This is a genomic window from Biomaibacter sp. TOL (assembly GCF_059717795.1).
This window is the reverse complement of record NZ_AP046092.1, coordinates 3,719,484-3,732,461: the sequence shown is the minus strand read 5'-3', so window position 1 is coordinate 3,732,461 and position 12,978 is coordinate 3,719,484. Positions and strand designations below refer to the sequence as shown.

General features: G+C 37.4%; 13 protein-coding genes. All 13 read right to left on the bottom strand.

What is annotated here, in order from left to right; genetic code table 11:
- Positions 1-83: 83 nt before the first annotated feature.
- Complete coding sequence (gene purB / locus AC6I1H_RS18665) at positions 84-1,511, bottom strand: adenylosuccinate lyase (RefSeq protein WP_497739000.1); 1,428 nt, start codon at positions 1,509-1,511, stop codon at positions 84-86.
- A 62-nt stretch (positions 1,512-1,573) separates the two neighbouring features.
- The gene (locus tag AC6I1H_RS18660) at positions 1,574-2,773 is read right to left on the bottom strand and encodes a pyridoxal phosphate-dependent aminotransferase (RefSeq protein ID WP_497738999.1); all 1,200 of its coding nucleotides are present in this window, start codon (positions 2,771-2,773) and stop codon (positions 1,574-1,576) included.
- Positions 2,774-3,365: 592 nt separating this feature from the next.
- Positions 3,366-3,530: a YpmA family protein gene (locus tag AC6I1H_RS18655; protein ID WP_497738998.1), complete on the bottom strand. Its 165-nt coding sequence runs from the start codon at positions 3,528-3,530 to the stop codon at positions 3,366-3,368.
- Between the two features lie 26 nt (positions 3,531-3,556).
- Positions 3,557-4,318: a 5'/3'-nucleotidase SurE gene (gene surE, locus AC6I1H_RS18650; RefSeq protein WP_497738997.1), complete on the bottom strand. Its 762-nt coding sequence runs from the start codon at positions 4,316-4,318 to the stop codon at positions 3,557-3,559.
- Positions 4,319-4,331: 13 nt separating this feature from the next.
- Complete coding sequence (locus AC6I1H_RS18645; RefSeq protein ID WP_497738996.1) at positions 4,332-5,513, bottom strand: tetratricopeptide repeat protein; 1,182 nt, start codon at positions 5,511-5,513, stop codon at positions 4,332-4,334.
- Between the two features lie 143 nt (positions 5,514-5,656).
- Positions 5,657-5,962 carry a hypothetical protein gene (locus AC6I1H_RS18640; RefSeq protein ID WP_497738995.1) on the bottom strand — a complete coding sequence of 102 codons (306 nt, stop codon included), beginning with the start codon at positions 5,960-5,962 and terminating at the stop codon, positions 5,657-5,659.
- Positions 5,963-6,020: 58 nt separating this feature from the next.
- Positions 6,021-7,214, bottom strand: a complete 1,194-nt coding sequence (locus AC6I1H_RS18635) for an aminotransferase-like domain-containing protein (RefSeq protein WP_497738994.1) — start codon at positions 7,212-7,214, stop codon at positions 6,021-6,023.
- A gap of 75 nt (positions 7,215-7,289) precedes the next feature.
- Complete coding sequence (locus tag AC6I1H_RS18630; protein ID WP_497738993.1) at positions 7,290-7,841, bottom strand: 2-oxoacid:acceptor oxidoreductase family protein; 552 nt, start codon at positions 7,839-7,841, stop codon at positions 7,290-7,292.
- Between the two features lie 11 nt (positions 7,842-7,852).
- On the bottom strand, positions 7,853-8,689 hold the full coding sequence (locus AC6I1H_RS18625) for a thiamine pyrophosphate-dependent enzyme (RefSeq protein WP_497738992.1): 837 nt from the start codon (positions 8,687-8,689) through the stop codon (positions 7,853-7,855).
- Entirely contained in the window at positions 8,682-9,815 is a 1,134-nt protein-coding gene (locus AC6I1H_RS18620; protein WP_497738991.1) for a 2-oxoacid:acceptor oxidoreductase subunit alpha, read from the bottom strand. Before AC6I1H_RS18620 ends, AC6I1H_RS18625 begins: the two co-directional genes overlap by 8 nt.
- Positions 9,816-10,022, bottom strand: coding sequence for a 4Fe-4S binding protein (locus AC6I1H_RS18615; protein WP_497738990.1), 207 nt, complete (start codon positions 10,020-10,022; stop codon positions 9,816-9,818).
- Positions 10,023-10,079: 57 nt separating this feature from the next.
- On the bottom strand, positions 10,080-12,011 hold the full coding sequence (locus tag AC6I1H_RS18610) for a sigma 54-interacting transcriptional regulator (RefSeq protein ID WP_497740860.1): 1,932 nt from the start codon (positions 12,009-12,011) through the stop codon (positions 10,080-10,082).
- A complete protein-coding gene (locus tag AC6I1H_RS18605; protein ID WP_497738989.1) occupies positions 12,001-12,978 on the bottom strand; it encodes a M42 family metallopeptidase in 978 nt (325 codons plus the stop codon). The genes AC6I1H_RS18610 and AC6I1H_RS18605 overlap by 11 nt, the downstream gene beginning before the upstream one ends.

The following is a 12,978-nucleotide window of genomic DNA, read 5'->3' as shown; positions in this document are numbered from 1 at the left end:
AGGATTTCGAGCCTTTAATAAACTATTGGGAAGGGTATCAGATATGTTTTCTTTTATTTATACTATTTATTTTTTATTTGTTTTTATACCTTTAAATAAGCTCTTTCTCCTAAAAATTTTTTATATTTGTCTAATATGGGATAAACGTATTCATTTAAGAACTCGATTACCTGACCTGGACTGCGGCCAATGAAATTTTCGGGTTGTAACATTTGTTTTATCTCATTTTCAGTTAATTTAAAGCGTTTATCTTTTATAATTTTTTCGATTAGTCTATTCTCCCTTCCCTCTTTTACATCTCGTGCCGTCTCCATAGAATATATTCGTATGGCCTCATGCAATTCCTGTCGGTCGGCTCCCTTTTTTACGGCTTCCATCAATATATTTTCTGTAGCAATGTATGGAAGTTCTTCCATAACGTGTTTTTCTATAATTTTAGTATTTACTACTATCCCCTGGCTTACATTCATATAAATGTTCAATATACCATCAACCGCCAGAAAACATTCTGGAATTACAATTCTTCTATTTGCCGAATCATCCAATGTTCTTTCAAACCACTGATTGGCGGCGGTGATATAAGTGTTTAAACCGTTCACAATTACATACCTGCTGAGTGCGGTAATCCTTTCGCACCTCATAGGATTGCGTTTATATGCCATAGCTGATGAACCTATCTGCTTTTCCTCAAAGGGTTCTTCAATTTCTTTTAAACTGGCCAGAAGTCTTAAATCGACGGCAAATTTATGGGCGCTTTCAGCAATGGATTGAAGCACTTGCAATACCCTGCTATCAAGTTTGCGGGGATATGTTTGGCCGGTTACAGGAAACGTCTTTTCAAAACCCATTTTTGAAGCTATCAGGCTATCCAGTTTTTTCACTTTTTCTTCATCATTATCAAAAAGTTTCATAAAACTTGCCTGGCTGCCTGTGGTTCCTTTGGCTCCTCTGAGCATCAAATTTTGCTCCTGATATTCTAAGTCCTTTATGTCTGTAACAAGATCCTGAATCCAGAGACACGCTCTTTTCCCCACAGTGGTGAGCTGAGCCGGTTGAAAGTGGGTAAAACCAAGAGTGGGAAGGTTTTTATATTTCAATGCAAATTCCTTTAAATTGTTAATGACGTTTACCAGCTTTTTCTTTATAATTTCAAGACCGTCTCTGATTAAAATAATATCTGTATTATCCCCTACAAATGCGCTGGTGGCGCCAAGATGAATAATGCCTTTGGCCCTGGGGCACTGTTTTCCAAATGCAAGGACATGAGCCATTACATCATGCCTGGTGCTTTTTTCAAATTCCTCAGCATCTTTAAAGTTAATATCGCTTACATGAGCTTTCATTTCTTCTATCTGTTCCTGAGTTATGGGAAGCCCCAGTTCTTTTTCCGCTTCAGCCAGTGCTATCCACAATTTTCGCCATGTCTCAAACTTTTTTTGGGGAGAAAAATTGGCAAGCATTTCTTCACTAGAGTATCTTTCTATTAAGGGATTTTCATAATGCAGCTTCAAATAAATCACTCCCGGTAATTAATATGAAATAGCAGGGAAAACCCTGCTATTGTGTTTTAAAGTTATTTTAAAACACTGACAAACTCCTGTATTCGGTCCAGACCCTTGATTATGTTCTCCATGGAAGTGGCGTAAGACAACCTTACATAATCCTCGGTTCCAAAAGCTACACCGGGAACTACCGCCACTTTGTATTTTTCCAATAACATTTCGGCAAAGCTTGATGAGTCTGTTATTTTTCTACCATCCAATTGTTTTCCAAAAGTACCCCTAATATTCATCATTACATAGAAGGCGCCTTTAGGTAAACGGCAGGAAAGATCAGGAATCTTATTTATTCTGTCTACCATATATGTTCTTCTTGATGAAAACTCCTGTACCATTCTAGCGACAATTTCCCGCTTTTCAGGGTTTGTCAGCGCCTCAAGACTGGCCTTTTGAGCTATTGAATTAGGATTTGATGTAGAATGGCTTTGCAGGTCTGTCATAGCTTTTATCAGTTTGTCCGGCCCTGCTGCAAAACCTATTCTCCATCCTGTCATAGCAAATGTTTTAGACATACCATTTACTACTATAGTGCGTTCTTTCATTTGATCATCGGCTGTTACTATACTTGAATGCTTTTCTCCGTCATATATGAGTTTTTCGTAAATTTCATCGGATATGATAAAAATGTCTCTTTCTATTGCGATTTTGGCTATTTCTTTTAAATCTTCTTTTGAGTAGACGCTACCGGTAGGATTATTGGGGCTGTTAATAATAAGCACTTTCGTTTTATTATCTATAAGACGTTCCAGGTTTTCTGCTTTTAGCTTAAAATCTTCTTCTTCTCTTGTTTCTACAAAAACCGGTTCTCCACCGCAGAGCTTAACCAGTTCGGGATAGCTCACCCAATAAGGGCTTGGAATTAGGACTTTATCTCCCGGATCAATCAAACAATACAGCGCATTAAAAAGACACTGCTTTGCACCATTTGATACGATTATCTGGCTTTGTTTATAAGAAATACCAGTGCTCTCTTCCAGATACTTCGAAATGGCATCTAATAATTCTATAATTCCACCCACCGGTGTATATTTTGTAAATCCCTGATTTATAGAAGTTACAGCTGCCGATTTAATGTAATCAGGGGTATCAAAATCCGGCTCACCGGCTCCAAAGCCAATGATATCATACCCCTCTTTTTTCATTTGTTTTGCTTTGGCATCTATGGCCAGTGTTGGCGATGGGCTTATTCCTGTCGCTTTTTCCGATATTTTCATAAATAATCTCTCCTTTTTTTTAATTTTATCTTACTTATTAAAAAAAGATGACAACTCCGATGGAATCTTTATGTCAATATCACTATCATTGAAATCGTATAAATCGGATCATCATAGTTACGGATTGTTTAACAGCATCAGCCATATCTAAATCGATATTTATTTTCATCTTATGTATAAGAAAATCCTTTTTCCCTATCCAGACTATAAAAACATATTGCAGATCTTTAATAGGGCTTGAACCGCTTTTTTCAATTACTTTTTTTGTTTTGTCTTTATCCAGAATTATCTTTTTGGAAAATCTCAAGTTCCATACCCATCAGGTTGCCTAATAAATGTGTGATGCCCGGGTTTTTGACTTCGCCTATGAAACCAGTTGATTTTTTTCATGTTATCCTCCAGGAAGATCAAACTGGATATTGTTAGTATTCTCCAAAAAAACGCAATTTCCTTCTTATTATATCCTGATGTTACAAATCCCTGGTTAAGATCCTTAATAATAAGGTCATTCGATTTTTTCCTTGCATTATAGATTCCTCACTACAAAAACCGGCTTTATATTAATATTGGAGAGAATAGATATGGTGCCTGTTTATATTTCATATATTGAAACTACCGCTCTGTCGCCTTCTTTGGAAATTCCAAAAATCACACCCCTGTTTTTCAGGTTCTTATTTAAAAAATCTACCAGTTGATACAGTTCGTCACTATAGTGGAGTTCTTTTTTCGCAATAAGTTCAAGCTTGTCTTCTTTCATTTTCCATGATCCTTTCTTAGAATAATTCATGGTTGGATGTTCCATTTTTTAATATTATCAATTATATCGTATCTAGTCAAATCAAAGTGTATGGGCGTGATGGAAATGTAATTATTCCTGATAGCCCATACATCGGAGCCTGAATCTTCCATGTTTTCAATAACTTCGCCGGCTAACCAGTAATAAGTTCTTCCCCTTGGATCCTTTCGCTTGTCAAAAGTATTCCGGTATTTCCTTATTCCCAGGTGTGTTATATACACTCCGCAAATATCTTTCTCATTCAAAGGCGGTATATTCACATTTAACAGGAATTCCTTTGGGAAATCAATATTTGTCAACTGCCTGCAGAGTTTTTTTGCAAAACGTGCAGGATAATCATAGTCTATATTCTCATAAGCGGTTATGGAAAATGCAATGGCCGGAACACCTAAGATGGTGGCTTCTATTGCTGCAGAAACGGTACCGGAATATATAACGTCCGTTCCCAGGTTTGGACCTTTGTTGATGCCGGACAAAACCATATCAGGTTTAAAGTCCAGCAACGATTCCAGCGCAAGCTTGACACAATCCGAAGGTGTACCATTAACCATCCAACTGGTGGATTCACAGTGCGGGATACGGGCCTGTTCGACTCTCAATGGTTTGTGCATAGTAATTGCATGAGCTGTTGCACTTCGTTCTCGATCCGGAGCTACTATAAACACATTGGCTATTTCTGAAATTTTTTCGGCAAGTGCAATCAAACCTTCAGAATATATACCGTCGTCATTAGTAAGGAGTATGTTCAAATTCAACACCTCTTTATGTATTAAAAGATTTATTGTAGCATTCTATTGCTTTTTCATTATCTCCCAGTTTTTCAAAGCATATTCCCTGAAGCGTATAGAGTTCAAATCCTCTCCCGGTTTTGTTCGTTACTCCGTCCAGACATATTAAAGCATCCATATAACGTTCTTTTTTAATCAAACAATGAGCTTTGTTTATTAATATATCATCACTTCTTTGTTTATTCAAAACCCTGTTAAAAAGTTTAATAGCATCATCATAATATTCCATAGCCATCAGACACAGTGCCTTGTTGTTTAATAATATTATATCATCCTTTGCGTATTTTTCAGCTTGATTTAAACAATCCAGAGCTTTTTTATAATCATTTAATTTATAATGACAATATCCTTTATTTCCTAACAAATCTACATTTATGGGGTCTATTTCAAGACCCTTGTCGCAATATTCCAGGGCTTGCCTGTAATTGCCTAGAGCCGCATGGCATAAGCTCATATTGTTTATTGCGGTCAAATCATGCGGATTTTTCGATAAATAGTCTTTGTATATTTCGGCGGCTTTTATATAATTTCCCAGTTTGCTAAAGACTAAAGCTAAATTTAATTTAATTGAGTCATTGTTCGGAAAAATTTTTAAACATTCCTGAAAACAGGCTAATGCATCTTCCAAATTTTCCTGACTTAATAAACAAAGTCCTTTTTTATTCAATATTTGAACCTTATAATCTTGTTTTGCACATTCCAGCGCTCTATTGAAAAAACCTATAGCTTCATCGGGACGTTCTTTTTCCATAAGACAGCAACCTATCCCATACAAACCGAAGCTGCTCAATTCCTTGTAATCTATTATGGTTCTGTACTTTGATTCAGCTTTTGCTATTTCTGAACGGATAAAATATGTTTCAGCCAGGAAATACTTTATTTCAGCGCTTTGAGGATTAATTGCTTCAGCTTTTTCAAATGATTCAGATGACTTCACGTAATCTTTTAAAAAATAGTACAATATGCCTTTCCAGCAGTAAATTTCTTCATAAGGTCTGTTTTTTAAAAAAATATTGACATAATCCAGAGCTTTGTTATATCTGCCAGCCCAAAACAATAGACTAATCCATATTAAAAATATATCCACCTTCTTATGCCCCGGATTTTTTGATTTGATAAGCATTAATAAAATGTTATACGCCTCTATTTTTCTCATATTTATCCCCCCATTTCTTAATACTAACATAATATTCTATTTTTACCCTATTTTTCCTTCTTTAATTCACAAAAATCGCATAAAAAAAGTAAGGTTATACCTTACTCCATTGAAACTGATTATGAAATATTATGAAATATATTTTAATCATAAATTTTACAGTTTAACTGACAGAAATCTCCAGAGCTATCCATTACTATGTTTAATAACTCGCAGCTCAGCCATGTTTTACTGGAGCCTCTTATCAAGAATATTTTATGTGGTTTTAAATAGTTACAAGAAATGTTTTTTATTATCCATGGAATCCGGCATCCTTGACATGCCCATTTTTCTTTTAAATCGCCAGATTTTAATAAAACGTTTCCAAGGGTACATTTATAAATTGTTCCTGAGGTATATATATATTTGAAGTCCTTATATTTTACTAAAAAAGGGCATTTTATTATCATATAATGGAGCCCCCTTATACAAATAAATTATGAAGGGCCCCGGGATATAGTGCATGACTTATTCATAAAAAACTTCTGCAAGCAATTGTATTCCCTTTTTAATGTTTTCATTGCTTACTGTCGCAAATGACAATCTCATGCTATTTTTATTGCTGCCATCAACACAGAAAGACGAACCCGGCACATATATAACACCTTTTTCTACAGCTTTAGAGAATGATTCAGTAGTATCAACATTTTTATTTAGCGTCATCCATACAAAAAATCCTCCGAGAGGTTTTGTCCATACGGCTAAACCTTTAAAATGCTTTTCAATGGATTCAAGCATGATATTTCGTTTTGTTTTGTAGTATGATACAACATCTTTCAAGTGATTTTCCATATGGTTATTCTTGCAGTATTCCGCCACTATTGCCTGGGTCAGGCTACTGGTATGCAGGTCCGCACCTTGCTTACTTATAACCATTTTTCGAATCAGGTCTTTTTGCCCTATGGTCCAGGCTACGCGGACCCCCGGACAAAATGTCTTTGAAAAGGAACTCATATAGACGACATGTTCGTCATGATCCATAGCCTTTATCGGCTTTATATTTTCACCCTCATACCGTAACGCATTGTAAGGATCATCTTCTACTATTATTAAACCATATTTTTCGGCAAGTTTTATCAGAGTTCTTCTTCTGTTTTCAGACAGGGTGGTACCAGAAGGATTCTGAAATGTGGGTATAACATAAATAAATTTGGGCAATTTGCCGGTTTTCTGTCGTTCCTTTAAAATATTTTCTAAAATGTCGGTATCGATGCCTTCATTATCTAACGGCACACCGGTCAACTTAGCCTGATACGATTTCAATGTGTGAATACTCCCTGGATAACTGGGAAGTTCTACTATGACTTCATCTTTCGGATTGAGCAGCGTCCTGCAGACTAGATCCATCCCCTGTTGGGACCCTGATGTTATGAGGATGTTTTCCGTTTCACAATTAATTCCTTGTTTTATAGAATGCTGTTTTATTATATCTATTAAGTCCGCATTTCCTTCGGTGGGACTGTATTGCAAGATTCGTTTCCAATCTCTTTCAATTACACTCAGAAAACAATCTTTTAATTCCCTTACAGGAAAAGTATCAGGGGATGGGTTCCCTCCTGCCAGAGAAATAATTCCTGGTTTTGCTGCAATCTTTAAAAGTTCCCTGATGGGTGAAGGTGAAAGTTGCTTTATGCCGTCGGAATAAAGCGATTCAATATTCATTATACCTTTCTCCCTTCGAATAATTTTCATAACTGAGGAATACCGCAAAAAGTTTTAAAGGAGAGAATTAAATATTTAAGCCAGCTTAAAACCGTGTTCAAAAGCTTCCAGATTTTGATGTCTATACTGGGATGGAGAATTTTGTTCTAGGGATTTTCTTAGACTATCATAGGATGGAAAACCGGTGATGATAATATCTCTGGAAGTAGTTAATCCAGATAAAATCCCAAGAGCAATCATGTTTAAATTTTTCAAACTATGGAGTTCTACCGCAGCGCTGGTCATTGGATATCCCATGGCTTTTCCAGAACATTCACCCGAATCTACGGTATCACTGTCAAAAATAAGTAAACAGTTTTTTCCTATTTTATTGCGATACATATCATATGACTGCTGGGATAGAGCAAGCACAAGATCCGGTTCCATCACTTCCGGATATGCTATCTCTTCATTGGAAATCACCAATTCCGATTTTGAAAAACCTCCGCGAGAAGCAACTCCATAGGATTGAGTTTGAACCGCATTTTTACCTTCATACAAAGCTGCGGCTTCGCCTATTATCTTGCCAATTAAAATCAACCCTTGACCGCCAACTCCCGCCAGAACTATTTCTGTTCTTGTCTTCAAAATAATCCCTCCTATTTACCGCTTAAATCTTGTTCCATATGCACCGACAGCTTGCGCGCGTTGTTCTGCAATTGGGCATACTTTGTGGAAAAATCAAGTTTATCTTCATTGACGAATTCACCTATGGCAAACTTGTTATTATAAATGTTTCCATCTTCAAGCTTCATAGTTGAATTGTCTCTCAGCCAACTCATCATTTCTACCGGAGATTTCAATTTATTGAACCTCCCGTAATAAGTGGGGCATATGTTGATAACATCCACCACTGAAAACCCTTTCTTTTGAATTGCATTTTTGATATATCTTTCTAATAGATTTACATGATAAACCGTAGCCCTGGCGACATAGGGTGCTCCGGCTGCTTTAGCTAACGCGCAAATATCAAAGGGAGGTTCAACAGAACCATATCGTGATGTACTGGTGAAACTCGGCTCTGGCGTTGTACCCGAATATTGGCCGCCGGTCATTCCATAGTTAAAATTGTTGGATATTATTGCCGTGATGTCCATGTTTCTGCGGGCTGCATGGATGAAATGGTTGCCTCCTATTGTTACTCCATCTCCATCTCCCATTAGCGCAACAACTTTAAGATTTGGATTAACCGCCTTCACGCCTGTAGCCGCCGCCAGTGCGCGCCCATGGGTAACATGAAGGCTGTTGGTAGAAAGATAGTCATCGGCTTTTCCCCAGCAACCTATACCGGTTACAACAACAATATTTTTTGGTTCCAGTTCAAGGTCTGCAAAAGCCTGGGCTATGGATTTCAATATTATTCCGTTTCCGCACCCCTCACACCAGAAAAATGGCAATCTGTCTTCAATAATATAATCAAATATGTTCTTAGGCATTTTGCAAAACCTCCTTAGCTTTATTCACGATTTCCAGAGGTGTAATTATGGTGCTGTCTACTTTATTTATACCAAACACCGGAGTTCCGCAGGAAAATTTTATTACTTCGTTTATTATTTGTCCGAGATTCATCTCAGGCACTAGAACTACTTTTGCCCGCAAGGCCAGTCTCTTTACTTTTTCGTCCGGGAAGGGCCAAATTGTATTGATTTGCAATAAACCGGCTTTTACACCGCCGCTTCTCAACATTTTCACTGCTTCTCTTGCACTGCGTGCTGCAGCTCCAAAGGATATAAAAAGTACATCTGCATCTTCTGTCTCAAATTCCTTTGTTATGGATATTTCATCACGATGATCATATATTTTTTCATATAATCTTCTTATTACTTTATCGGCATTTTGTGAAGTGTTGTTCGGATAACCCGTTTCATCGTGCATTGAACTGGATGCATGAAAAATAAATTCACTCCCAAAGTAAGCCATTTGGGGAACCTTGTCATCCCCGGGTTTATACGGTTTATATTGGTTTGGTTCACATTGCGGAAAAGCTCTGTCTATTATCGGTATATCATCTCTTAAAATCACTTTTTCTCTCATATGGCCCACAATCTCGTCCGATAAAAAGATTACTGGAGTTCTAAATCTTTCAGAAAAATTGAAAGCATAGATCATAAGATCATAACATTCCTGTACCGATGTCGGGCATAAGGTTATTATAGCGTGATCGCCATGTGTTCCCCAGCGGGCTTGCATTACATCCGCCTGTGCCGGTTTTGTGGCAAGCCCTGTACTTGGACCACTCCTCTGAACGTTTATAACCACGCAAGGAGCTTCAGTCATTATAGCCAACCCCAGGTTTTCCTGCATCAGGGAAAACCCCGGCCCGCTGGTTGCGGTAAAAGCTTTCGCCCCTGCCATTGAAGCTCCGACTAAAGCAGCCATGCTACCCAACTCATCTTCCATCTGTATAAAAACTCCGCCAATAGCAGGCAGCCTTTGAGATGCCATTTCCGCTATTTCGGATGAAGGAGTGATAGGATAACCTGCATAAAATCTGGCACCGGCTTTTAAAGCCCCCTCCAGGCAGGCTTCATTTCCTTGTAAAAATTTAATTTCTCGCGTCAATTAAACCGCCTCCTTCTTTTCTACAAAAATTGCAATTTCGGGGCATCTGAGATAGCACCATTTACAGCCGATACATGCTTCGGGAAATACGACTTTTGGAATGGTGTTTATACCGATTTCAAGTACGTTTTTCGGACAGAAAGCAACGCATATTCCACATTTTTTACATCTTTGTTCGTTCACTGATATTTCGTATTGTTTTTTCATAATATACCTCCCATTTCTTAAAATACCTAAAATTAATAATGCAAAAATCGTACCATTCTAATTCTTTTTCTTTAATTTTTTCCATAAAGTTGTCCTGCTAATGCCGAGTTCTTTTGCTAACATAGCTTTATTACCGCCAAATTTTTTACTTAATTGTTCAATAATTTGATTTTCCATTTCTTCAAAAGTGCTGATATTTATGGTAAGTTTATTATTTCCGGAGTGCTCCTCTTGAACTTCCGATTCGTCTAGAAGATTTTTAATCAATAGATTTATTTCTTGTTTTTCTGTAAGAACAACACATTTTTCCATCAAATTTTTTAATTCTCTCACATTTCCTGGCCAGCTATAAGATTGAAGAAGTTCTATAACGGGTTTAGTAAAATTACTATCAATTTTTTTATTATAAATTTTAGAAAAATAATCTATAAAATATTTTGCCAATACAATAATATCTTCAGGTCTAGCTCTGAGAGGCGGTACTTTAAGAGTCAATATATTTAATCTATAAAAGAGGTCCGAACGAAATTTTCCCTCCTGTATCCGCTTCTTAAGATCAATATTAGTGGCGGCAATTATTCTGACATCCACTGGAATTAATTTATTTCCGCCGAGCCGCATCACTTTTTTCTCTTGAATAACTCTTAATAATTGAGCCTGTAGCCCCAGCGGCATTTCACCTATTTCATCTAAAAACAAACTGCCTCCATGAGCCAACTCGAATAGGCCGGTTTTACCACCTTTCTTGGCTCCCGTAAAAGCACCTTCTTCATATCCAAAGAGTTCGCTTTCCAGCAAGCTTTCAGGCAGTGCGGCACAGTTTACCGCTACAAAAGGACCTCTTGCTCTCGGACTTGCCGAATGGATGCTATTGGCAAATAATTCCTTACCGGTACCACTTTCCCCTATTATAAGTACCGTGGAATTTGTCTTGCTGTATTTTTGGGCCATTTTGATTGTTTCTTTTAAAAGTACGCTATTGCCCAATATATCTTCAAAAGAATAAGATGAAGTAAGACCTTTTTTATGAAGCTCTTTACGAATATTTTTTTCAAGTTCTTGTATCTTCGATATCTCCTGAAATGTTATGACAGTACCGTACTTTTGCGTGTTTACATTTATATGAGCTCTGTTTACCAGAAGTTTTGTTTTGTTTATGTCAATAATTTTCTGTAACGCGGGTTCACCTTTTTCAAAAATCCGGCTGATGTTTGAAAAATTAACATCCTGTATATTTTTCGACAATATTTTTTCTGCTGGAACGCCGAGCAATTCTTCCGCTTTTGGATTGTACATGATGATCTTTTTATTTTCATCCAGAGCTACAATACCTTCGTAAGAGCAATCAAGCAGCGTTTTCATCATCTGTTTTTGTGCGGCGTCTTTTTCCAGTACGCAACAAATATTTTTGGCTGTATTTATGGCCTGCATCACAGAAGATCTGTTTGATTGGACCAGTTTTCCTTTCATTCCAAGTTTTAGAGCTTCTGTAAGGATACAGGCACCCGTTCCAACTGCTATTGTTATACCCTGTTTTCTGGCATCTTCAAGCATTTTTTTTAACTCAAGATCGTTTTTATAATAAAAATAACTGATCGTTTTATTAAGTATTCTGGAGAATAAATCAAAATTAAAATGGCCTTTTTTATAATCATAACCAAAAAATCCGATAGAATCATGTTCTAAAGTGGACTCATAAAGCGCAAGGAAAACATCAAAATCAGTAATTTCAACATTTACCACAGGTATGTCCACATTTTTTTTAATTAAAGCTCCAGTTGCTCCGCGGCTTATTATTACCTTTATATCCCTGGCAAGTTCTTTGGCTTTTGTTACGCCATCTTCCAGAAAGGCTTCTAAAATAAGTATATCTTCCCCTATTTCCTCCGAAACATTCTTTGCAATCTGTGTAAGCTCCGGATAAGGTGAGATGAGAGCTATTTTGGAGTCTATATGATATTCCCCCCCAGAAAAGATTTTATCCTTCAATAAACCCAATAAGCAGTTCTACTGCCATTTCGAGATCTTTCAAATGTACCATTTCAGACGGAGAATGGACATATCTGGAAGGTATGGACAGACCTCCCGAAGGTACGCCAGAGCGGCTTAGATGAATTGCACCGGAATCTGTACCGCCGAATTCCAGGACTTCCAGTTGATACGGAACTTTTTTTTGTTCTGCAGCAGATACAAGTGCATCTTTTATTCTGGGATGGCTTAGTATGGAGTTGTCTTTTATTTTAACGGCGGGCCCCTTGCCGAGCTCAACAGCCATTTTTGGCGCTTCGGGCGTATCGCCGGTAAGGGTGACGTCCACGGCTATGGCCAGATCGGGGTCCACTCCAAACGCCGATGTTTTGGCGCCTCTAAGGCCGACTTCTTCTTGAACGGTAAATACAAAAAACGTTTGAAAGCCGGGCTTCTTTAATTGCTCCATGACTTTTATCAGCACTGCACACCCAGCTCTATTATCCAGAGCTTTGGAAATGATATAATCGCCCGAAATGCTGCATTCCCTGTAAAAAGTACCCATATCGCCGATTTCGACTTTTTGTTTTGCTTCTTCCCGGGAAGAGGCTCCTATATCGATAAACATTTTGTTTATCTTAAGTTCCTTCATATCATCCATTTTTTCCATGCCGAAAACCCCTATGGTCCCATTGGCAAAAACTACTCTTTCTCCAATTAAAGTAAATGGCGAGAGGCCGCCGACATTTGAAAATCTCAAAAACCCCTTATCGTCTATGTTTGTTACAATCACTCCGATTTCATCCATATGAGCCGCAAGCATAAGCTTTTCTCCTGAAGTGCCTTTTTGGGCAATGATGTTTCCCATTTTGTCAATATTTATTGAATCAGCGAATGGTTTTATTTTTTCTATAATAGTTTTTCTTATTTCATCTTCATTACCAGAAGGGCCGAAACTTTCGGTTAATTCTTTTATAAGGTGTTTCAT